General features: G+C 54.3%; 17 protein-coding genes and 1 other annotated feature. Of the genes, 1 reads left to right on the top strand and 16 read right to left on the bottom strand.

All coding sequences use genetic code 11. The features are described from left to right. Positions 1–330: 330 nt before the first annotated feature. The 16 genes from FE783_RS31640 to FE783_RS31560 all read right to left on the bottom strand — a co-directional run bounded on the left by FE783_RS31640 (position 331) and on the right by FE783_RS31560 (position 22,784). A complete protein-coding gene (locus FE783_RS31640; protein WP_238403332.1) occupies positions 331–1,545 on the bottom strand; it encodes a Gfo/Idh/MocA family protein in 1,215 nt (404 codons plus the stop codon). 132 nt (positions 1,546–1,677) lie between these two features. Beyond that, positions 1,678–3,672: a NosD domain-containing protein gene (locus FE783_RS31635; protein ID WP_138883400.1), complete on the bottom strand. Its 1,995-nt coding sequence runs from the start codon at positions 3,670–3,672 to the stop codon at positions 1,678–1,680. Positions 3,673–3,751: 79 nt separating this feature from the next. Beyond that, entirely contained in the window at positions 3,752–5,086 is a 1,335-nt protein-coding gene (locus FE783_RS31630) for an ABC transporter substrate-binding protein (protein WP_138883399.1), read from the bottom strand. 74 nt (positions 5,087–5,160) lie between these two features. After that, positions 5,161–7,260 (bottom strand): alpha-amylase family protein, encoded by a 2,100-nt coding sequence (locus FE783_RS31625; RefSeq protein ID WP_138883398.1) that lies wholly within the window; start codon positions 7,258–7,260, stop codon positions 5,161–5,163. Positions 7,261–7,494: 234 nt separating this feature from the next. Further along, entirely contained in the window at positions 7,495–8,835 is a 1,341-nt protein-coding gene (locus FE783_RS31620; protein ID WP_138883397.1) for an ABC transporter substrate-binding protein, read from the bottom strand. A 194-nt stretch (positions 8,836–9,029) separates the two neighbouring features. Beyond that, complete coding sequence (locus FE783_RS31615) at positions 9,030–9,743, bottom strand: GntR family transcriptional regulator (RefSeq protein ID WP_138883396.1); 714 nt, start codon at positions 9,741–9,743, stop codon at positions 9,030–9,032. A gap of 127 nt (positions 9,744–9,870) precedes the next feature. Further along, positions 9,871–10,386: a hypothetical protein gene (locus FE783_RS31610; RefSeq protein WP_138883395.1), complete on the bottom strand. Its 516-nt coding sequence runs from the start codon at positions 10,384–10,386 to the stop codon at positions 9,871–9,873. 284 nt (positions 10,387–10,670) lie between these two features. Continuing rightward, complete coding sequence (locus FE783_RS31605; protein WP_138883427.1) at positions 10,671–10,952, bottom strand: aspartyl-phosphate phosphatase Spo0E family protein; 282 nt, start codon at positions 10,950–10,952, stop codon at positions 10,671–10,673. Positions 10,953–11,066: 114 nt separating this feature from the next. After that, positions 11,067–12,287 (bottom strand): aminotransferase class I/II-fold pyridoxal phosphate-dependent enzyme, encoded by a 1,221-nt coding sequence (locus FE783_RS31600; protein WP_138883394.1) that lies wholly within the window; start codon positions 12,285–12,287, stop codon positions 11,067–11,069. Positions 12,288–12,309: 22 nt separating this feature from the next. Beyond that, positions 12,310–12,801 (bottom strand): Lrp/AsnC family transcriptional regulator, encoded by a 492-nt coding sequence (locus tag FE783_RS31595; RefSeq protein ID WP_138883393.1) that lies wholly within the window; start codon positions 12,799–12,801, stop codon positions 12,310–12,312. Between the two features lie 165 nt (positions 12,802–12,966). Further along, the gene (locus tag FE783_RS31590) at positions 12,967–13,287 is read right to left on the bottom strand and encodes a GNAT family N-acetyltransferase (protein ID WP_138883392.1); all 321 of its coding nucleotides are present in this window, start codon (positions 13,285–13,287) and stop codon (positions 12,967–12,969) included. Between the two features lie 495 nt (positions 13,288–13,782). Then, positions 13,783–15,600, bottom strand: a complete 1,818-nt coding sequence (locus tag FE783_RS31585; RefSeq protein ID WP_238403331.1) for an arginine--tRNA ligase — start codon at positions 15,598–15,600, stop codon at positions 13,783–13,785. 111 nt (positions 15,601–15,711) lie between these two features. Further along, positions 15,712–15,943 (bottom strand) — a binding site (T-box leader). Positions 15,944–16,008: 65 nt separating this feature from the next. Next, positions 16,009–18,246 (bottom strand): FAD-dependent oxidoreductase, encoded by a 2,238-nt coding sequence (locus FE783_RS31575; RefSeq protein ID WP_138883390.1) that lies wholly within the window; start codon positions 18,244–18,246, stop codon positions 16,009–16,011. A gap of 37 nt (positions 18,247–18,283) precedes the next feature. After that, on the bottom strand, positions 18,284–20,062 hold the full coding sequence (locus FE783_RS31570) for a glycosyl hydrolase family 28-related protein (protein ID WP_138883389.1): 1,779 nt from the start codon (positions 20,060–20,062) through the stop codon (positions 18,284–18,286). An 18-nt stretch (positions 20,063–20,080) separates the two neighbouring features. Then, the gene (locus FE783_RS31565; protein WP_158302152.1) at positions 20,081–21,376 is read right to left on the bottom strand and encodes an ABC transporter substrate-binding protein; all 1,296 of its coding nucleotides are present in this window, start codon (positions 21,374–21,376) and stop codon (positions 20,081–20,083) included. A 139-nt stretch (positions 21,377–21,515) separates the two neighbouring features. After that, positions 21,516–22,784, bottom strand: coding sequence for a sialidase family protein (locus tag FE783_RS31560; RefSeq protein WP_138883387.1), 1,269 nt, complete (start codon positions 22,782–22,784; stop codon positions 21,516–21,518). Positions 22,785–22,925: 141 nt separating this feature from the next. Between FE783_RS31560 and FE783_RS31555 the strand changes: the two genes are divergently transcribed. Next, a complete protein-coding gene (locus FE783_RS31555; RefSeq protein ID WP_138883386.1) occupies positions 22,926–23,744 on the top strand; it encodes a helix-turn-helix domain-containing protein in 819 nt (272 codons plus the stop codon). Positions 23,745–24,086: the final 342 nt, after the last annotated feature.

Genomic DNA, 24,086 nt, shown 5'->3' with positions numbered 1-24,086 from the left:
GGCGAATGGGAAGCTGCCGCATGCGGTCATCTTAGAAGCCGCTTGATTGCTCGAACCTAATTCCGTCAGCACTTTACAAGCGTGACGCGTTCGGACTCCTGTTGAAAGAGATGGAAAACATGCTGTTATTTACGGAAAAACGACGCATAATCGGTACTACACTGTAAAAAGTCAAGTTATTTCTCGTGGATTGGCGCAACTCTTCAGCAATCAACGAAAATAACTGCAGCTTTTCCATTAAAAACGGTGCGTCCGGCCTTGGCCGCCGCTTTTACCTGCATGTTTTCCATTTAAGGGAGGCCAAGTATCTTCTGCTAGGCCCGGACTCTTTTACCGCGGCAGCTCGAAGCGGCTGTAGCCCTCCATCCGGTACGGCAGCGTCAGCACCGCCCAAGGGAGCCCATACTCTGAATACAGCTGCCGTTTGTCCGCCACGTCCTTCATGACCAAGGACAACCCCGGCAACAGCCGAAACGCGGAGCCGTTAACGTCCCGCTCCTCCACGAACGGAGCTGGAATGGCGCGGACGATACGCGACGACTCGTATGCGCCATTGGAAACGAGGATGAAGCCGCGGCTCGCCTCGATCGGGGAGAACAGCGGCTCGCCGCCATCGCCGCCGATCGCCTGCATCAGGTTCAAGTACATATGGCGCAGCAAATTTTCCGGTCCGTACGAAAAGCTTCTCTCGCCATCCCGGCTGCGGATCGTCCATTCGTTCTCGTAATTCCAGCTCGCTTCTCCTTCCGTCCCGCGAACGGTCAGGTAAGGCGTCTCGTCCTTATCGTGAGACAGCATCGCGTAGAAGTGAACGACAACGCCGTTCGCCGCGTTCACCCGAATACACGACACGTCGTCTCCTTCGATTTCGTTGACATGATACAGCTCGGCCTGCACGGACCGGTGCTCCCCCCTCGAAGCGTCGCCGCTTCCGGCCGCGAGCAGGCAATTGTTCAGCAGATGGGCGAGCGGATTGTTGAACGTACCGTCCAGGACGTACACACCGTCCAGTATAAGCTTGCCCGCCCATCGGGTGCGGTCGTAATACGAGCGCCCTCTTCTCCACATGCCTACTCCCGTTACATCGACAAGCCGCCCGATCGCCCCGGCCCGAAGCTGCTGCAGCAGCTCCCGGAACGCGCGGCTGGACGTATGCTGGAAATTGACTTGGCACAGCCGGCGGTTGGCTCTTCCGGCCGCGATGATCTCGTCCACATCCTGCACCGTCACGGCCGGCGGCTTCTCCACGAGCACATGGAAGCCGAGCTGCATCGCACGGATGCACATCGGCTTGTGGGCGGCGATCGGGGTGGCGATGACGACGAAATCCATTTCCGGATGCTCGTTCAGCATCCGCTCATAATCGGTATAATGAGCCGCTCCGCATGTGACAAGCTGGCGGTACTCCTCCGCATACGCCTCCGCCCGCACCTCGGCAAATGCGACAACCTCCAGCAGCCCTTCCTTGACCAAATCCAGCATGGCCTTAACGTGATTCGTACCATATCCGCCGATGCCGATAATCCCAGCCCGAACTGTCCTCACCCTGAATCCCTCCATAAATTGAGGCTGTTGAAAAAGTCTGCAAAGTTGTATGACAAATCTCTCTTTGACTTTTTCAACAGCCTGACAAATGGTTCGCCCGGGAAGCAATCAGCCTCCCGGGCGTCACGATCTCTAGAAACTCCTCGATTGCTCGAACCAAATTCCTCCCAGCAATTTAAACGTTACGAACTGATTCGAATTGGCGCCCGTAATGTCGACATTGCCTTTCGTTCGGATCGCGGAAGCTCCATACACGATCGTCGTGTTAACCGCGAGCCTGACTACGATCGTCTGGTTGTTCATCCCGTCGTCGAACATCGTGACAAGGGTCGGAGCCGTATTGGCAAAAGCAAACGAGCCGCCCTTGCCGACCGATGGCGTCGTGTCGCCGTCCGCGAACGTAAACGCATCCGTATCGAGCGCATCATTGCCGGAGCATTGCGCGAAATGTTTTCGGCCCCGGGACAAATAAATTTTACTTAATGTCGTCATATAAAAAGAGTTGTTTTTCAACGTATTGTTCGCAAGCTTCCCGCTCGTCTCCTCAAACACGTACAAGTGGTAAGCGTAGCTTGCCGCATTCGTCACGACATTGTTCTGAATGACGTTGTTCGAGGTGGTTAACGTCGGTCCCAATTGCGCGATATAGATGGCGCACATCGCCCTGCCCGTATAACAGGCGCTTATCGTGTTGTTCTGGATCACATTGTTCTCCGAATCTTTGGAGCCCCATGCGGTTCCGACAATCGGCGCGCCATAATTGGGTCGCGAATATTTGGCATCTGCCGGAAGCGGCCTGATCCAATCGTTTTCCAGAGCGATCGCCGCGATGTAATGCCGGGATATCGTATTCCCGTCCACCACATTCCCGATGCTATTGACGGCCATGTACACCCCGTAATTCGTAAAGCTCTCGATTCGGTTGCTTGCGATCAGATTCTCATAGGCGCCCGTATTGATGTTGACCGCCGCTTCGCCGCCGATCGTATTATACCCGTCGATTTGCTTCATCAGGTTGGAGGTCACAACGTTCTTGTAAGCCCCGTATCCCAACAGTACGCCCGAGGAGAGGAACCCCAGCAATTCATTCGAGGTTATTACACTGTTATTGGACGCCTGGGCGACGTAAATGCTGCGATGGTTTTGCTTCATGCAGTAGTTGTTCGATACGATCGTGTACTCCGCAGCGAGCAGATTCACGGCGTAGCTGCCGTACAGCAGCGTATTGCCGGTAATGATATTGCCGACGCAAGGTATAGTGGGAGGGACAATATTGCCGTTATCGAAAAAGCCTCCAAAATTGGCCGATTCCCCGATCAGGTCGATCAGCAAGCCGCGTTGGGTCGGATTCTCGTATCCGACAATATGATTGTTTTGGATTTTGTTATAGTTCGAGTCGAACCAGAGCAAGATTCCGTAATGATTCAAGGTCGCGTGATTCGTAAATCCATAAATGCGATTGGAAATAAACGAGCAGTTTTTGCATGCGTCCGCCTTGATGGCTTCCCGATCCCCGCCGGACATATCGATATTTACGCTTATCGTGCAATTTTCGACCGCCGTCCCGCCGAACAGCCTCGGCCCATCCAGCTGAACGACGCCGTTGACCGCCGTGCCCTTCCCCTTGATGACACCTTCGCATCGCAGTGCTACCGTTCCGTTTTTGATCCGGATCGACGATACGAGATACGTTTTGCCTCCCGGACAAAACACCGAGCATTTATTGGTCGCGGCGTAGTTCAGTATCGCTTGAAAAGCGGCCGTGTCGTCCGTCACCCCGTCCCCGACCAGAGGCGCCAGCGGAGCCGGCGGCTTCAATACGTTGATAGGCCGCAGCGCCTCCAGCCTCCCGACATTTTCGTTAATGGCATGAACGAGGTCGGATTTATCGGTTGTGGTTAGCTGTGACAAATCTCCGATCAGTACCAAAGGATCCTCCCCCGCCGCCTTCGCGTTCAGCGCATGCATCCAGCTCCCCGCAGCGACCAATGCACCCGTCGCGCCGAGCGAAGCGAGCATCGTTCTCCGGCTCATCCATCCGTCATCTTTCGCCGCCGTGCCGTCACTCTTCTCCGTACTGCAATCGCTTTCAACAACAGTCTCATGATCGTTGTTCGGTTTATCCATATACACGCCTCCAATAGGTATTGTTTGTTAGAGCGCACACGGTTGTCGGATCGATGCAAGCTGCGCGGACATAAGCGGCTTATTTGGTTTTTTGCTTGAATGCTTCGATTTTCTTCAAGGCGTCTTCTTCCGCGCTGCGGAGCGTCGTATTCATATCCATCTTGCCCAAGCTGTACTGGTTGCCGAAGTTGTAATACGCCGTCACCAAATCGCCGTCATAAGCCGCTTTCGGAGGAATCGGCGCGAATTTATTGTAGAATATCGCTTTCCAGTTCCGGTCCGCATATGGGGACTCCTTGCCGAGATCCGCCTTTACTTTGTCGCTGTTCAATACGGGCATCGTTCCTTTGCGGGCAATCTCCGCCTGGAATTCGTCGGACACGAGATATTTGAGCACTTGGGCTGCGGCATCCTTGTTCTGGGCCATCTTCGTAATGCCGTAATAGCTCGGATACGATTGCGAACCGACCGCCGGCTGCCCTTTGATCGTCGGCAAGGAGACGATATCCCAATTCAGCTCCTTAAGCTCTTTCTCCCACGCATAGATCAAGCTGGACAGGTACGCATACATCCCGACCGTCTTGCTTTTGACGAAATCATTAATATCGGGAAGCCTGTTCAGTTTCACAACTCCGTCCTGGTAACCGGGCGCGCCGAGCGGCTGTGTATAGAAAATATCGAAGTACGTTTTCCAACGCTCGTCCTTGTTGATGGTCGGCTTATCGGCTGTCATGTCGGCATGCGGAATCGATAACGGATTGAGGCGGAACGAGTGGAAGGGCGAATGGGTGAATCCGAAATATTGGACGCCGCTGTCCAGACGGGTCAGCTTCTTGTTCATGTCCATCACTTCGTCCCATGTCATCCCGTCTTTCGGGAACGGTACGCCGAATTTATTGAATACATCTTTATTGTAATACAGGACCAGATTGGTCGTAGTGACCGGCAAGCCGTACATTTTCCCGCCGGAAGCCTGCTTGACCGCATCGACGACGGTCGGATCGAGCCGCGATAAATCGATGCCGTGCTTCTTGATCAGCTCGGCCATATCGTATTGAATGTCTACCGGGAAAGCCGCCGCTTCGAAATTGCCGATCGACTGATAGAAGATATCGAACCGCGTATTGGTCGTGATCAAATCGGTCAGCTGCGTTCCTTTGCCGGCCTGAATATATTTGATCGTATAGTTCGGAATTTTTTTGCGCAAAGCATTGCCCATGCGGGAATCGAAGCTTTCGACCAGCTCGCCGTTGTTGGAATAAAATACGATTTCGGCCGCTTCTTTCGTATAATCGATCGGTGCCGTCGGAGTAACGGCCGCATCCTCCTTAGCCTTTCCCGAGCTGCCGCAGCCCGCCAGTATCGAAGTTGCGATCATCACGCCGATCGATGGAATGAAATATTTTTTATTCAAGCTAGACCCTCCCCATATCTGTTATCTCTAGCGCCTCTTTTGCATTGAAAAGAGGCGCCCGCTCGCCAAAACATTTACTCGCAATCGATCGCAAACATATGGAACGTGTCCAGCTGCGGTACGTCAAACGCAATGTACTCGCCCTCTACCGTAAAATCAACCGGTTCTTCTTTCGGCAGAAACAGCACGCGAGTCGGCTTCTTATCCCCGATATTCACTTCCACGCGCACTCCCGATACCGGAATGTTCGGCTGCTCCTGCTGGAAGTTGATGACGTTAATCGTATAACGCTTATCGGATTTGTGCCGGAACATCGTAATTTCCACAGGCTTCGGCGCATTGGTCCGGAAGTGGGGAGCTTTGTTCAGCAAAGATTTGATAAGATCGATAAAAATAGTGCGCTGCCCCGTCTTGGCCATCCTTTCCAAATACCCCGCCGCATACATCGCCCGGCCGTTGCCGTATCGGTTGACCGTAATGCCCGGATAATTGGTCGGAATTTCCGGCGGACTGCTGATCGCCGACGAGAACTGATGCGGATTGTTCGGATCAAGCTCGGGCAGCACGATCGTGGCCAGCGTCTCCGTGCCTTCGTGCGGCTTGGCGAGCATTTGATTGCAGTTCACGGTCATCGGGTACGACTCGTCGTAATCGGCGAACAGCGGCTTTCCTGCCTCGGTCGGCGCGTAATAGCCGATGTCCTCCCATGTCGTTCGCTCATAGTCGACACCGAATACGTCGGAGAGCATATAATTTTCATGCCGCTTACCGGTTTTGTCCACCAAGGAAGTATTGGCGCTTGCATACACGCTTCCTCCGGCCGCTACGAACTTGCGGATCGCCTCGACCTCTTCGTCATCCATCATTTGCATGTCGGGCAAAATGACGACTTGGTACTTATGCAGATTATCCAGTCTGTTTTTGCTGATGACGCCGAACGGAATATTACCGTCTATCATCGCTCTGGCCGCATTCATTGCCGCCGCATGGTGCGGAGCGGAGCCTGTGGGGGGCACTTTTTCCACCTTTTTGCCGTTGTCGCGCAAATCGATCAACGATTCGATGTTCGTATAGATGGCGACATCTTGGCAATACTCGGCGTCGTAATCCATGTAGGGCTCGTACTGGCGCGTTTCTCCGTATATCTCGCCCAACATGCGATACATCTTTTCGTTCATCGTACCTAGCGGATCAATCGCGTCAATGAAACTGAAAGCACCATTATTGGCCATCGCCAAGTACACCAGGTTTTTCAAATAATGCTTCGGCTTGTAGACTGTATGCTCCAGCAGATTGGCGTCGGCTACCGTCGTCATAAATTCGACGGAATGGTTTTTGCTTGTACTATGGAACATCTTGCACACATAGTTGACCGTTTGAGGCCCTCCCGATATATCTCCGCTCAAATAATCGTTTTGATCAAAATACTTCAGGGAAGCGCCTTGGTGCCAGCCTACAAAATAACCGGCGACATTATGAGCTACGGATATGCCGGGCTTCCATTTCTTGGCGGACTGCGTGACCAGCTCGGCGAATCCGGACTGCCACGCCTCCCGGCGCCGCTGGAACTCCACAAACTTGGGATTGTTCCAATCGACCACTCTCGGAATTTCGCTGATCCCCGTCTCTTCCAAGTACCGTTTCCGGCACGCCGAGCAATAGCACACTTGCGACAGCATGATCATGTCGATCCATAGACCGTCAAATTCATAGTTTTTGCACAGCTGCTCTACATCCGTGAGTACCATATCGCGATATCCCTCGTGGTTGTAGCAGCATACGCCATATCTGCCCGGTTGTCCCCAATAATAATCTCCGGTGGTCAGTCCCTCGCTGTTGACCGCCCGCCATTCCGGATGATGATCATACGCCCACTTCGACCAAATGTTATAGTACACAACCGAGGGCAATCCGGCTTCTTTGGTCAGCGTCGTAATCTCGCGAACGATATCCCTGCCCTTCAGCCCTTTATGCATTTTGTCGGCTTTAGTCGGGAAGTTGGTAAGTCCCACGCAGGAGTTCGTATAGAAGTAAATGGCGTCAACCTGAGCGAGCTTCATCAGCTCGACATACCGCTTCGAATCGAATTTCGATAGAAACCGTTCATCCCAGTCCGGAATATGCATATCGACCAAACATCTTCGATGACTCTTTTTAAACCACGGTGTACTCATTTCTAGTCCTCCCTCATATGTACCCACTTTTTATGAAATCCTTTTAAACGTTATAGAATTTATAAATTTTCGGACCTTGTGAACGAAAAGAATAAATTGTATACCAAGAAAAACTACCTCTTACGCAGGGTCATTCATCGTGGAAAAGACTTCGATTAGAAGCTTTTCTTATAACATTTTTGGAAATCGATTTCTCATTATGTATACTTCATGTAAAACCCCCTTGTAAGAGTATCATTTCGTTCCGCTTTTCAGCGCCGCTATCGCTTTCTCCGCTTCTTCGCTGGCATTGCGCGTCGCTGTGTTCAAATCGGTTTTGCCGAGCACGATATCGACGACCTGCTTGCGCAAAATGCCTTCCACGGTCAATTGGTAGTTCGTCCGGATCGTTAGGGGCGCCGGTTTGTTGTAATAGACGGAGCTCCAATGAATGTTTTTGAATTGCGAGCCTTCCCCGAACGCTTTCTTGACCGCCTCGTCTTTAATGACCGGCATAAGCCCTTTCCTGGAATACATCGTCTGGGCTTCGGGCGTAGTCAAATAATGAATGACGTTCATCGCTTCCTCTTTATGCTGCGCCATCGATGTAATGCCGAACATTTCCGGCGTCGTCTGGGTACCGACTCCCGGCTGATCGCGGAAGGTGGGCAGGGCGACCATATCCCAATTCACTTTCTGCAGCGTATCGGGCACTGCCTGCGGGAATTTGGATATAAAGGAGAACATGGCAAGCTCCTGCGAATTGGTGAACTCGAATCGATATGGAAGCGCCTTCAAAGCCGCCGTCCGGTCTTTGTAAGCTTGGCTCTCGGACGGCTGGATGACGATCGTATCGAACAGCTTCTTCCACGGCTCCTGGGTAAAGGTAGGCTTCTCCGTCTTCGGATCGATGAGAGGAACGGAGAGCGGGTTGTTCATCAAGAGGAACAGGTCGGAAGCGTATCCCAAATACTGCTTGTCGCCTTCCTTGCGGGTCAACTTCTTGGCAAGGTCCAGCATTTCGTCCCAGTACATGCCGTCGCGGGGGTAGGCCACCCCGAATTTATCGAATATATCTTTGTTGTAATACAGGACGAAGCCGACATTCGTTACGGGAAGTCCGTACAGCTTGCCGCCCCCGGAACTGCGGATGCCGTCGATGAGGGTAGGCTCGAATTTCGCCATATCGACCTTGTGCTTGGCGACCATGTCCGTCATGTCGTAGAACAGGTTGCCGCTTGCGCCCATTTCGTAAAAGTATGAAATGTTTTGGTAAATAAGATCGATCCGCTGCTTCTGGGCGAGCAATTCGGGCAGCGTCTGTCCGGGCTTGTTCTGAATGTACTTGATCGTGTAGTTCGGAAACTTCTGCCTGATCGTGTCTCCATGAATTTGGTTGAAGCCATCCGGCGAATCGCCGGTAGTCGAGAAAACTACGAGCTCGACCGGTTCGGCCGGTTCGGCTTTGACAGCGGCGGCGGACTCGGGTGATTTAGTCGCTGCGGGTGGAGGAGAGTCGTTTGCGCTATTGCCGCATGCCGAGGTCATAAGGGGAATTGCCGCGAGCAGTGCAGGGAAAATCCTTTTCATGGACATGTTACAGCTCCTTTACATTGGAATGTGCTGCGAACCTCCTAGGCAAAAAACGACGATAACCGTATCAACCACCTTTAATCATTATCGATTATGGAATAAATATAATATATAATATCAAATCGGTCAATTGGAAAAATGAAAGAAAAAAAGCTCCCCATCTCAACCTGGACGGGAAGCCGTTTCTTGCTATTCGATTATACCCACAGTTGTTCATCGCCGTTGTACGGATCGATCGGCGGGTTCGGGGCAACCTGTACAAACTCCATGTACGAACGGTAAATATGAGCGCGCATCGTCTTCTCCGCCGCATCCGGGTCCCCTTGCTTAATGACCTCAATCAATTCCAGGTGCGTGTCGACTTCCTTCTGCTTGGACGAGGTCGTGCCGAGCGTCCGGTTCAGCAGCGCGATCTGGAACGAGATGGACCGGTACATCGAGATGATTTTCGCGTGCTTGGACAGATGGACGATTTTCTCGTGAATGTAGAACGAATCCTTCAGCAAATACGCAACCGAATCATCGTGCAGCTTCTCCTTCATCGTCTCGTACAGCCGCTCCAGCTCGGCTATTTCTTCCGCTGTGGCCTGCTTCGTTACCGTCCGGATCGCCAGCCCTTCGAACAAAGCGCGCACGGAGTAAATTTCATAAACGGCCTTGTCGTCCAAAGGGGAGACGATCGTCCCTTTATTCGGAATGATCGTAATGAGCCCTTCTCCCTGCAGATGGCGAAGCGCCTCCCGGACCGGCGTCTGGCTGAGTCCGAGCTCCTTCGCCAACCTGGATTCCACGATGCGGTCCCCCGGATTCAAGTGTCCCATCAAAATTTGGTCTTTTATATAAGTGATCAGTTCTTCCGTAATATTTTGCTTATAAAATGCCGCTGTTTTATTCACGCTCGGATCCGTCATGTAGACACGACCTTTTCGGAATATTCGCGCAACATCCTATATTTTATATAGGATATAATCACTAATCCAAATTATATAATAATTCCATAGGCAAGAAAAGACCGCACCTTTCGGCACGGCCGTCCCCTTATTTTTCCGCCATCACTTTCAGTACTTGCTTCGCCTTATCCTTATTCTTGACTCGCATCGTGATGAACGCGACTACCTCTCCGCCTTTGTAGCCGGCGTCCTTCAACAGCTTCGAATCTTTCAACGGAACGCCTATAAGCTGCCCGTCGTAGACGCCGTCCGGGAAATCTTCCTTCTTCAATATGTCGTCCAGCGGGACGAACCCGCCTTCTTTTTTGAATCCGTCAAATTGCTCCTTCGGCAGGACGAATATGCCATGGTCTCCGGCAGCCAGCTCCACGACCATCTTCTGCGGCTCGAATATCGGGCTGATCGAGACGGCTACTGTCGGCGCCTCTCCCATCTTGGCCTGAAGCGCATTTTTCAGCTCGTCCTGCTTGTTGAACGGCGAGTTTTGCGGAAACATCATAAAAACGGAAACGTCCGCCTTCGGTCCGCCGCATGCGGTCGTCACCGCAAGCAGCAGCGCCAGTACCGCCGCGAGCCATCCGCCCCTGCTCCATTTCGCTTTCATCCGTATGTCGTCCCTCCACTCCGCATCAATCACCCTTCTATGATAGCATGCGCAAAGGACAAACAAAAGTTTGCCGAATGGGCAAAAGAAAAGAAGGACCGGGTCGCCCCCGGAACTGCCTCGGAATTACTCTCACCCCAAAAAGTGACGCTATCCTTCGAAGTTTACGCCGGGTACTTTTCGGGGACCCCGAACACTGAAAGTTTTTCTTGATATGGAAATGACACCCTTGCCGTTGCAAGGATGCCACGCATCAAAGTAGTTCCTTATTCCGTGTCAGTTCCCTAGTCCTTCTGCGTCACTTTCATATACTCGTTAATTTTTACGTCGAGCATCCGGCTAATTTCCATAACGGGCTCTGAAGTCAAGGAATCGCACTGTTCAAAAGCGACTTCCATCTGTCGGCGCAAGTTCGCTATTTCGTCTTCCAAAGAATCGGCAGCTTCCGCCGCCTCCGTCCGGGACTTCCGTCTGATGCGGTCAGGCCATTGCAGCGGTCGCGGCGTTGTGCCGATGCCTGTGTCGACATGTCGCGATAGGTTGCCAAACTCGACATCCGTGACCATCACGGCCTATCCCTCCTTGGATCGAATCTTGCAGATGTTTGTCAATGCGAGTTACTCCCATTATATCAGAGCATCAGGAAAAAGTGTAATACATTTACAATTTCACAAACCGGATTAAGCCTGCGCTTTCAGCTTGTTCAGGAAGCCGTCGATCCGATGAATCGCCTCCTGAAGCTGGGAAACGGACGATGCGTAAGAGCAGCGGATAAAGCCTTCTCCGCCCAATCCGAACACGTGTCCGGCCACGGTGGCGACTTTGCCTTCGCGGAGCAATCGTTCGCAAAATTCGTCGGAAGATAGTCCCGTCGACGCAATCGAAGGAAATAGGTAGAAAGCTCCTTGCGGCTCATGACACTCGAGACCGATTTCGCGGAAGCCCTTCACGACAAGACGGCGCCGCTGATTGTACGACTCCACCATCCGGTCTTTTTCCTCCAACCCTTTCGTCAACGCTTCGTAAGCCGCCACCTGACCCATGACCGGGGCGCACATGACGGTATATTGGTGAATTTTCAGCATCGCCGAAATAATGTCCGGATGGCCGCAAGCATATCCCATCCGCCAGCCGGTCATCGCGAACGCCTTGGAGAAGCCGCTCACCAGAATCGTTCGGTCTTTCATGCCAGGCAAGGAGGCGATCGATACGTGCTTCGTGCCATACGTCAGTTCGGCGTATATTTCGTCGGATATGACGATCAGGTCGTGTTCTTCGGCGATTTTCGCGATCGGCAGCAAATCCTCGTAACCCATAATGCCACCCGTCGGGTTGCTCGGGTAACAAAGGATTAATATTTTCGAACGCGGGGTCAGCTTGGCGCGGAGCGCTTCCGGCGTCAGCTTGAAGTTGTCCTTCGCGAACGTCTCGATGCCGACCGGCACGCCGCCCGTTATCGTGGAGATCGGCGCGTAAGGAATGTAGGTCGGTTCGGGCACGAGGATTTCATCCCCGGGACTAATAAACGCGCGCAGCGCCAAATCGATCGCTTCGCTCCCGCCGATCGTCACCATAATTTCGTTCTTGGGCTCGTAGGTCACTTCGAACTGGTTATGCAAATATTCGGCGATCGCTTCGCGCAGCTCCGGCAGCCCCGCATTCGGGGTGTAAGTCGTCCGCCCCCGTTCGAGCGATGCGACCGCCGCTTCGCGGACGTGCCATGGCGTGACGAAATCCGGCTCGCCTACTCCGAGAGAGATGATTTCCTTATTGCCGCTGGCCAAGTCAAAATATTTCCGAATGCCTGAAGGCGGCATATCGCGTACGAGCGGGTTCAAAAACCGCGTCATCGATTTCGTTTCATGAACTGTTTCCGTTTTTACCTGTTCCTGTTTAATCATCCGAATCTTCCTTTATGATCAATTATGGAGAGATATGCATCCGGAAATCTTCGACGTGATCTTCGAAGATGATCCCGTCCTGCTTATATTTTTTCAATATAAAGTGCGTTTTCGTGGAAAGTACGCTTTCGATCGGCGACAGCTTGCTCGATACGAACGAAGCGACTTCCTTCAAATTTTTTCCTTCGATTTCGACCAGAAGGTCGTAAGCGCCGGACATCAAGTAAACGGATTTCACTTCGGGGTGGAGATAGATGCGTTCGGCAATCGCGTCGAAGCCGCGGCCGCGTTCGGGCGTAATTTGCACCTCGATCAGCGCGGTTACTTTCTCGTCGTCGACCTTGCTCCAATTGACGACGGTAGCGTACTTGACGATGATATGCTCCGCTTCCATCTCCTTGATCGCTCGCCGGACCTCCTCGACATCGACGCCGAGCATCGTTGCCATCAGATCCGGGGTCCGACGGGCGTCTTCTTTCAGCAACTCAAGCACTTTAAGCTTCAATTCTTCCATGTCGAGTATACCTCCTGTACGGTTCGCGGATTTCCCCATAATCGCTTTATAAAAACGTTAAAACCACTATACACCAATTCGTGGGCGAAGCAAAGCAAAATAACCCCGGATCGCTCTCGTGACAGGCTGATCCGGGGATTGTATACGATTATATGCCGCGTCTGGTCAGGCTTGCTTCACGAGTGAAGTCCGGCGGTTTTTCAGCAGCTTGAATATCGTTCCGACGATGTCGCGATTCCGGTAGTCGGGCAGCACGACGATGTCCAGCCGGCCGTTCGCGCCTTCTCCGTCGCCCGCTTCCCCGCCGTCGACGAGGCGGCCGACGCCTACGAGCTCATCGCGATCGTAAGCGGATACGAAGCGGCACTTCTCCGGGTACGTGTCAAAAAAACGGCCGGCGTCCCAATGGCCCTCCAGCCCGCTCGCCTCGATCAAAGTCGCGACCTTCGCTTTGTCCGGCAAAGCATTGTCAAACGCGATTTTCATAAACGCTCACCTCGATGTAATTATACATGAATGTGTATAATTATGCAATATGAAGTATGAGCTTTCGCACAAATGAGAGAAACGGCCTGGTTTTCCGCTTGCAGACGGCTCATAATGGAAAACATACAGTTAATATGCGTCTAAAAGGCTGAAAATCCATTTTTACTGGAAAAGGTACAGCTATTTCGCCGCTCGAAAGCCAAAGTGGCCAAAATGCAAGAAAAAAGCTGTACCTTTTCCAGTTAGTTCACAGGAATGGCGCCGAATCCTCTGCAATAACTGGATATTTTCCATTATGGGGGTTCATGCTCATGCTCGATCATCCGAGTAACTTGTTCAAGTTACGGAACGCTGTACGGGCCATTCGCCGCCGGAAGCCGTACGCAGGCCGCTCCTGTTCAGCCAAGTCGGCCCGCAGGGGCGAACCCTACGCTTCGGTCCATCCCTCCCGTTCCTAATAACATGGGGGGCGGATCGCGGCGAGACTAGTAAAGCCTACATGTTCTCCGGAGCCGGCAAGCCGAGCACGTCCAGAACTTCCTTCAACGTTTCTTTGAACCGCAGTGTCAGCCATAAGCGAACGTTTCTGGTGCTGCCTTCCGCTTTCAGAATCGGGCAGGTCGCATAGAAATGACTGAACAAGGTCGTCAGTTCGTAAGCGTAAGCGCACAGCCGATTCGGCGAAAGCTCCTCGACCGCCGCATGCAGCGTTTCCGGCCAATAGGCAAGCTGTCTCAACAAGCCGCGTTCCTGATCGGTCAATCCCCCCAAACGAACCGTCTCGGATTGATCGTATCCCGCTTTCTCGAGAAGGCTGCAGGCGCGTGCGTAGGAATAGAGCAAGTAGACGCCCGTATTTCCCGATACTTCCGTAGCCTGATCGAAATCGAACACGATTTCCGTCTGCAGATGGAATCGGAGCAAATAGTACCGGATCGAAGCGGCCGCTATGGAACGGCTGGACAGGCCCGCCTTGCGCGAACGCTTCTCCTCGATGATTTGCTCCATCCGGTCCAGCAAATCGGTGATTTTGACGCCGATCCCTTGTCTGCCCGACATCGGGTACGACGCCCGGCCTTCCGAAATATCGACGCCCAGGCCCTCCGCCGTGGCCGGACTGAGCGATACTACGCCGTAACCGACATGTCTTAGCCGCTCCGCCTGCCCGTCGAAGCCAAGCGCCTGCAGAGCCTGCTTGATCATCGCCTGAGGGTATTCCTGCCTATGGTCGATCACGTTAATGACCGTATCCGCGTGCCCGATCCGCTTCTTCCGAATGCCGCCTTCGTGCGTCGACCAGAGCTTGTCGGCAAACTTTCGGTAGCGGAAATCTTTGCCCAGCACGCCGAATTTCCATAGGTGGTAGGCGATATCCTTCGCTGTATAAGTCAGGACGCCGTTCGAGCGGACGAGCACTTTATCCGCCTGGTGGTCCGGGTGATCCGCATCCGACTCGCAGCTATCGTCCCCGGCTTGCTTCAATATCCAGCAGCCCGCCAGCTTTCCCTCCGTCTCCTGCCGGAACACCGGGGTAGTTGACAGCAGCTCGAACGCTTGCGTCCAGAACCCAACGCGAACGATGACGCTTTCCCAGACGAGTACGTCGTATTCGATGCCGAACTGCTTCATCTCTTCCAAATGCTCGCGGACGATGCGCTCCGCTACGAGCAAACCAAGCCACGCCGTACCGCCCGTTCCTTGCTCCAGGTCATGAAGCACTTCGGTTCGTTCTTGCTGCAGCTCCGGATTTTGCTTGTAAGCTTTATTGATGCCCGCATACGTATCCCAGCAAAAATCGCCGAACCGCGAATAAGTCCCGTCGGCCGGGGTGTGGCGCATGCCGACAAGCGTATCGGCCAGTTGATTGCCCAAGTCGTCGATGTAATTATGCACCTCAACCGGATACCCGGCCGACCGCATCATTCTCGCCAGCGTATCGCCGATGCAGGAATTGCGCAGATGGCCGATATGGGCCGATTTGTTCGGATTGATCGACGTATGCTCGATTACGGCCTTCTCCCGTATTTCGCCGGCAGCCTTCGACGGATTGCCTTCAACAAACGTCGCCCATTTACCAAAGTCCAAGTACAAATTGACAAACCCCGGCGCGACCGCCTCCACTCGGCCGAACAAAGCGGCAATGGCGGGATGGCGATGCAGCCGTTCCTTGATCTCGCCCGCGATGACCAGCGGGGGCTTTTTCAGTTGCTTGGCCAGCTTCATCGCGATATTGACGCTGTACTCTCCGTGCTGCGGGTTGGCGGGATGCTCGACGGCGACGTCGATCCTTTCGGACTGCCTCGTGCCGGTCACCTACATGAGATCCCGCCATACATCCTCTACCGCCTTCGCAATCATCGTACTGATCATACGTTCGCCTCCCGTTTTTCTCGTATACATGCAAATAGGGCCCCCGTCTCTGTAAACAGAGACGAGAGCCCGTTAGGTCCCGCGGTACCACTCCATGTGCCGATCCCCGCGAAGAACTCGGCCGCTTTGCTTGTTAACGGTCTTCCGACCGGATTCGCCTACTTCGCGCAGGTTGGGCGAACCGTCTCCCGGGGCCGCTTCATTCGTGACGTCCGTACCGGCTTGCACCACCCCCGGCTCGCTGCGACTGTCCATCCCGAATTACTGTCCCGCTCATCGACACTTGCTGTATGGTTAACGATTATTGTCATTTATACAGCAAACGATCATCATTGTCAACTATTAACAGTCTTAACCGGTTGCATGGTCGTACACCCGGATGTCGATCAATTCGGCGCGCGGACACCCGTTCGTCTTCTGAATCGCGACGCGAAGACGAGTCGTTTGTACCGATGACACGAGATGCACTTTTTTCCTCTTCCGGTTCCCGGTCTCCCTGTGCAGCACAACCCACCGGCCGTCGACAAAAGCTTCCACTCGATAGTCGGAAGCCAATTCGGGAATCGTATCGAACGGCGTAACGATATAATGCAGATTGATCAAATATTCGTTGACATCGTCGTTAAACGTCAGATGAATCTCGCGGACGGACACCGGCTCGCTCCATTCCAGCTCCAGCCATTCCTCGCGCCCGCCGGCCATCGGCTCGGAAATCCACATATGCGGACCGCCGTACGGCCTGTTCACTCCGTCAATCGCCTTGCCGGGAGCATAGGCCATCGTCTCCCCGTGAATGCGGAAGCAAATCGGCTTGCGGATAAAACGTTTCATTCTCCATTCGATGACCGGCTGCGGCGGCCTCCCGGGCGGCCTCTCGAATTTGCCGAAGCATAAGACGCCGGTCAGCGGCGAATGCGATTGCCACAGCTTCAGCGACGGGTTCGCTTTGACGATAATAAAGCCGTTTTGCGGCTCGTCGGGTATCCATGACAAAGGAACGGCCATCCACTGCAGACTGCCTTGGCGCACTTCAACCGCGGCCGCGCTTATTTTCCGGAACGGGACATAGTTCTCGCGCCGGCCCGTATCCCACAGCTCGACATGCAGCGTCGTGTCTTGCACGGCGTCGAGCAGCAGCTCCAGACCGCCGAGCTTCGGATCGACCGGCACGAGCAGACCGATGTCGGCGTCCAGCGGCACCTGCTCCTTGGCCTGCTCCACCGCGATGACCGGCATCGTACTGGATGCCTTCACAGTGGCGCATCGGGCCAAGTCGCGCGGATCGCGGTTCGTCAAGCCGATGATCGAAGCATCCTGATGAAGCAGCGTCTGGAGCAGCTCCGGCAGCCGGTCTCGATACAGCGCGCGGGGAGTCGTATCGCCCCTGGCGCATAGAGCCGCCGCCGATCCTGCCGCTTCCCCCATGACTGCGCATGTCGCCATCACCCGGGTTGTGCCGAAAGCGACATGCGATGCGCTGATATTGCGGCCGGCCATCAGCATATTGGCCACATTGACCGAGTAAAGGGAGCGGAACGGAATATGATAATTTCCGTCGGCATGCCAATGCTTCGAGCCGCTCTCCTCCGCATACATCCCTTGGGGCGGATGCAGATCGATCGACCACCCGCCGAAAGCGATCCGATCGTCGAACGGGACCTGGCCCAATATATCGTTCTGCGTCAGCACGTAATCGCCGATAAATCTTCTGTACTCGCGTTTGCCGGGTACCGACCCGACCCATTCCAGCGTCAGGTTGTCCGCCTCGAAACGGCCCGAATTTTTGATATAGTCCCATATCCCGTAGATGGCGGCCCACAGCTCGTCGCGTATGCGCTCGTTATCGTGGACCGTGTCCAATTCCCCGCCCCATTCGATCCACCAATAATGGCAGCCGGAATCGCCCGTGCGGATAATACGGCGCAAAGGGATCGGCGTCTCGGCAATATTTTTGGCGAACGACGGGGGAACATATTTAACCGGTTTCCCTGCGTCTTTCGTATAAAACAGCAGCGTGCTCCCGAGCGTAATATCGTCGGCCTGCTCCGGTGCCCATGCTTCGTCGTATTCGTTCCTCGCCTCACGGCCGATGCGGTATTCGGCCCCCGCCAAAAAGCCTACGAGTCCGTCGCCGGTGCAATCGATGAACAAACCGCTCTCGAAGCGCAGCTTCCGCTCCGAACCCGTCATCCATCCGGTCACGGAGCGGATGCGGCGATCTTCGGCCGTTCCTTCCGCCTCCACCTCATGCACATCCGTATTGAGAAACAGCCGGATATTGTTCTCGGCAAGCACCGTTTCCAGCACGACGAGATCCCAGTAATAAGGATTGCCCTCCGCATTGCGGTATTGATTTTCAAGCAGCATTTCCCCGATGATCCCGGTCTCCCTCGCAAACCGGTGGGTGCCGCCGGCCGTGGCTCCGCTGACCCATACGCGAACTTCGCTGCTGGAATTGCCCCCGAGCACCGGTCTGTTCTGTACGAGCGCGACCCGGCTGCCGAGACGCGCGGCCGCTATTGCGGCGCATACCCCGGCCAAGCCTCCTCCGATGACGGTCAAATCGGAACGTACGGTTTCTTCTCTCATCTTTCTCCTCCATGCCCTATTCCGAAATTTTTGCCGTTCATTTGGCCGTCCAGCCCGTATTTCCCGTACCGCTTTCCTTCACATACAGCGTCGTGCCCGGCCCGCCGTCGGACCTTGCGTAAAACGAACCTACTGGAGCCGTTACGACTCCCTCCGGACTGCCTGCTCCGTACCGGATGCCGATATTGTCCGCGCCAAGCAGAACGCCCGCCGCCTTAATGAATCCTTCGTTCGTTCCTTGGCGAACCGAAAGGTACGAACCGGAGGCGCCGATATTGGGAGCGGTCGTACTGCTGCCGAAGTAAGCGTATCCATCCTTCACGAACCATTGCGTTTGGCCGGTCGCCGTATCCGCGATCGTGATCGCGTTCGTCGACGTCAAGCTTTTGATTTTGGCCGCCCCCATCTCGGTCCCCATAGGAGCATTGTTGATAAAGGTCTGCTTACGAACCGACTGATCGTCGACCAAAGCCACGCTGCTCGTGCCCGAAGGCTGCCTGACGCTGTCGATCGTCGTAATCGGCAGCGTTCCCGTAATGTACACCCCGCGCCGAACGTTTCCGAAAATTTGGATGTTGCGGATTGTACAATGCTTGATATCGGTAGCGACGACATCGATTTCATGTTCGCCCGTTCCTGCGCTGAAATGGACGCCGTCGATCGTCACGTTCGTACTCGTATTGCTCAGCTTCCACACCGCATTGCAGCCGGCATTCGCCACCTCCGCATACGTATTGTGGAAGGTCATGGCGCCGCCCCCGGAAAGCACGATCATCCCTGCCGGGCTCCCGCACCATTGGACTACGTTCCCGGAGAACAAGATAGCGGACGCTTTGCTGGCCGGGACATCGCAATAAATGCCCTCCCCCGCATGGCCGCTTATATAGTTGGCTATGAACCGTCCGGAGTACACCTGCTGTCCGATCTTGATGCCCTGCTTGCTGTTCCAGAACTCGCAGCCCATTACGGTCGGGGTCCATGCGGATACCCGCAGCGCCGGCCCGCTTCCGATTCCGGACACGCGTACCCCCTCCAGCAAGCAAGCTCTCGATGCGCCGCCCCAGGTCGCTACATCGTCCTGCGGCCCCAGAAACGCCACTCCTTCACTCGACAGGGCGTTTCCCTCGAGCGTAAAGTCCCGCGCGGCGCAGGATAGCGCGTAGCCGGTAGTCTTCGGGTCCAAATTGTCGCCGAAATGGAGCAGAGGGTTGGCATTCGCTGAATTTCTCAAGATCGTGATAAATCGGCCGCTTCCCCGGATCACCTGCCCGTTGGACTTGACTCGCAGCGTATTCGTGATCATAAACGTACCGGCCGGCATCATAATCGGCAGACCGGTGTCTATGGCGGCTTGGATGGCGGCGGTACTGTCGGTTGCTCCATTCCCTACTGCGCCGAACCAGGCAATGTTGATCTCGCCTTGATGGACGCGCTTGAATCGGGCTCCTGATACGGAAACGAGCACCAAGCCCGTATTGTCCGGAGATACCGTATCGGAAGCCTCGTAGAAGAACGGCCCCTCTTGTCCCACATCCGTGACGTAGTAGATCGAATCCGCGTCAGGATTCGTCGTGCCCCTCAGCTCGGCAATGGTGGTCAATCGGAAGCGTGAAGGATCGGGATGATTCGGATTGCCGTATGTCGAGTGATGGACAGAGCTGCCGGCAAATAGGGAGCGGTCGGACGATATGCCGGAGGCTAGGAATGCAGCCCCCGTTACGCCGAGCGCGGAGAGCATTTTCCGCCGGCTGAGCTTTTTGGGAAGTCCTTGTTTATTCGATTCGTTCGATTGCCGGATTTCATCGCGTTTATCCATACATGCACCCGCTTTCTGTCACTGCAGCTTCTGTGCGGCAATGTCTTTATCGAGCTGCTCTTCCGCTTCCCTGAGGAGCGTGTTGACATCCCCTTTGCCGGCCACATAGCTTTTCAGCTTGGATTCGACCACGACGAGCCCTCTGCGGTCGTAATCGTTCATTGGATAAGTTGCAGGAAAATTCAGAGTGGAAATTTGCTTCAAATTTTTGTTTTTCGCCGACGGATTATTCTCGAACGCCCGGGCCAACAGCTGCGGGTCCTTCAATCCCGTCACGCGGCCATCCCGGGTAGCATGCAGCTGCACTTCGGGATCGGTGCTGAGGAACGCGATAATTTGGAAAGCCAGATCCGCGTGCTTGGAGCCGGCCGAGATGACCATACCGTCGGAGAACAGCCCCGCGCCCACCTTCGGTTTGTCCGCAAATACCGGATAAGTGACGACGTCCCAGTCCAGTCCCTCTTTCTCGTAGTCCGCCATAACCGAATTTTGCAGCAGCAAAATGTCCGGCAGCATGCCGACCGTGCGCTGCTTGAGGAACTCGTCCCGATAATCGAAGAAGGAACGAACCGTAGAAGGGCCTGGATACGTGCTGCGGATCGTTTCGAACAGCCGTTTCCAGCCTTCGGTTTGGAGCGACGCTTTGCCGGTCTTCGGATCGACATAGGGAAGCGACAGCTGCATTTGCGTCCGGTTCGTGCTGAGCGGCGGTCTCATTCCGACATATTGGACACCGTTGTCCACCCGGTTCATTTTGTTCGCCAGAGCGGCCGCGTCGTCCCAAGTCATATGATCCTTCGGGAAAGGAATGCCGAATTTATTGAAAACGTCTTTGTTATAGTGCAGGGCAAATTCAAACACATTGAATGGCAGGAAGTGGAGTTGACCGCTCTCCGAATAAGCTTTCACGGTGTCCACAAGTCCGTCCCGGTATTTGCCGAAGTCGAACTTGTGCTTCTCCGCGAAAGGCCGCAAATCCGCCATCACCTTCAGCGGGGTGAGCGTCTGGAGGTTGGTGCTGCCTTCCCAGATGATGTCCGGCACATTCCCGGTCGTGATCAGATCCTGCATCTTGGCGGTTTTTTGTTCCACTTGCTTCAGCGTTACGTGCGGGAACTTCTTCTTGACATGCTGTACGATATAGTTATCGAATTCGTCCGGCGTCAGCTTGGAATAAAAGGACAGCGTAACCGGTTCCAGCTTCGCGTTCTCCTTGCCTGCTCCGCTATCCGAGGAAGGTCGCTGTTCATTGCCCGAGCAGCCCCACAAAAGCATCATACTTGCAACGGCCATACCTAAAGCGGTTTTACGCATGGAAAGCCCCCCTATTTGTTGTCGGTCCGTCATAGCCTGCCTCCCTAGTACAATGTCAGGCCTTAAATTGTGCATTGTATGGGCTTTTGAATGATAACCGAGCCAATACCAAGGCACAGAATTAGCTCTGACTTTGTACCTAGTAGATCAGGCGGCGAAAATGCTCGATGCGGTGAAACGTAATCAAATTGCCGTTGTGCGCGTCCTTCGCCCGTTCGTCTCCGGAACGGCTCAAGACGAGCAGATCCTCGCCGTCGATCGCCATGCTCGCATAATGCCGGGATTGCCTGGGCCCATCTCCGACAGCGACAAGACCGGCAAAGCACCAATCGACGCAATTTCGCGAAAAATGGAGCTGCAGGCGGTGCCGTTCGTTTTTGCCGAGACCGTATCGGTCTTCGGGCAGCCGGTCCGCCCTCGTCATGCTGTCCGTCGCTTGCGAGCCGAGGAGCCAGTAGAGGCGGGAACGTTCGTCGAATAGGATATGGAATTTCAGATGGCCGCCCGGACAAGGGACAAAGGCGAACGTTTTCCCCGACGGAGCCTTCTCGAGCATCGTGACGATCGTGCCGTCGTCCCGCTCAACCGCTTTCGCAACTGCAGCATAGCCGGTACCGCCCGTATGAGAGCGCATCCAAAGATGGAATGTTCGTCCATCCGGATCATGAAAATAGTGGTCCGGATCGGTAAATTGAACGATATTCGTCTCCAGCCAGCCCATGCGGGCACACTTGCGTCCCGGAGCGACTGCCGCAGCCTTGCCCGGCTCCACCTTATAGAACGGGACTCCGAAATAATCCAGCTCATCCTCCGGCACCGCGTCCCGGAACGCCAGCTCGGAGGCGAATGTCCAATTGCTCCGTTCGGTCAAGTCCGCATCCGTCCGTCCTCTCATCAGCACGGGAGCCATATCGGCGACCGGCCAGCCCGCTCCACCCGATCGCACGTTCCGCTCCATGACCAAGTACACGTTTCCTTTGGCGTAATGTACATTCGCCGGCGCCTGATGCCACATTTGCCCTTGCGTCAGCAATACCGGCTCGCTCCACGTGTCGCCGCCGTCATCGGAGCGGATGATCGCCAAATCGTGGCAATGCCCCAGCACGTACAAGCTGTCTCCGGCTGTAAACGGTCTGGCGTGCATGAAAGGAAAATCCGTCCGATGCCGCCATGTGCGGCCCAAGTCATCGGAGACGAACACTTTGCCGAACCACAGCTTGCCCCCCTCTATGCGCCGCTTCTCGCCGGGTATTCCGTCGATGCCCGGTCCGCTCATATCGAGCGTGGCGACAAGTCTGCCGTTCGGCAGCACCGCAATTCCCGGGCTGTATACATAGACGTTCTCGGGGTCCGGCGATTCGTAAACCGTTACATATTCGCGAGCCAACTGTCCGACCCGTTCTTCCAAGTCCTCCGCGCCTCCTTTGCCTTCGATTCGTCCCTTTACTGTACGTTAAAGGGTTATTTCTAGCCTAGTAAATTCAATTTACTTTTCCCATGCAATTGTTTATCATCGACCATATACTCCATTTCAAAGGGAGGCCGTCGCATGGAGCCGTATCGTCCGGCGGATGTGGTTCCCCAGCTCGTTCATGTTTTGTACTGGGATCGGAAGGAACGTTTTCTGAATGAGATTGACGTATACCCTTCATGGGTCATGTTTGCCGTGTGCGAAGGCATATTCGACTTCAGGATCGGCCAATTGCAAGGAAGCGCCACGAGCGGAGATATCGTATTATGCCCTCCCGGCATACCGTTATGGCGGGAGGTGGTGCGGACGCTTTCGTTTTTCGTCATTCATTTCCGGTGGAAATTGCCCGACTCACTCCAGACGATCGAAGATGAATCGCTGCTCATGCACATCCCCCGGGGGAAGCTTACGCTTCGCGACAGCCGCCGGATGTCGTCGAGCTATCAATATTTGCTCGGCCTTTGGCCGAAGCGGGACAAGCTTCATCGCCGCCGGCAAAATTTACTGCTGAACGATATATGGCTGCAATACTGCCTTGAGGCCGAAGCCGCCCGAAATATGGAGAAGCCGTCGGATCCGCTTATGCAGAAGGCCGCGAGTTTATTGGAAGCGCGCGCATACGACAGCCGGTTCAGCATGAAGAATTTGTCGGCCGAGCTCGAGCTGTCTCCCGTACAGTTTACCCGCAGATTCAAAGCCCGCTTCGGCAAAACGCCGGCAGACTACGTCGTGACGCTGCGGATGGACAAAGTCCGGCAAATGCTGCTGGAGACGAACTATCCGCTCGATCAAATCGCCGAGCAGTGCGGGTACGAGAACGGTTTCTACTTAAGCCGCGTATTTTCCAAAAAATTCGAGATGAGCCCCTCCGTCTACCGCAGCACCCACCAAATGTAAATATTTGCTGATTTGGGTAAAATAAGAGCTGCCCGCAACTCTTTTAAAAGGAAAACGCCCGGACGGTCATGCAAACCAAACATTAGTGCGTTGGGAGAGTGGAGTTATTTCGTAATGACTCCTACTCCCAAAGGACCCTTCGTCATTAATGAACCAAATTTGTTTATTAGCAAACTTCTCTGCGCTATTTGGCTCCACTTCTCGGTAATTGGAGGAACAATGAACCTAGAGTAACTATTACTGAACTTAAGTTTGGTAATAGTGAAATGAGGTTCGTTATTCGCTGTATTCGGCCATCTGATGTGCAAATAGCGCAATGGAGTTCAGTAATAGGGAAGCTTG

The sequence above is a fragment of the Paenibacillus mesophilus genome, from assembly GCF_005938385.1.
Taxonomy (GTDB): Bacteria; Bacillota; Bacilli; order Paenibacillales; family NBRC-103111; genus Paenibacillus_AB; species Paenibacillus_AB mesophilus.
Note: the sequence above shows the minus strand (reverse complement) of the source record. Positions and strands in the feature narration are given on the sequence as shown.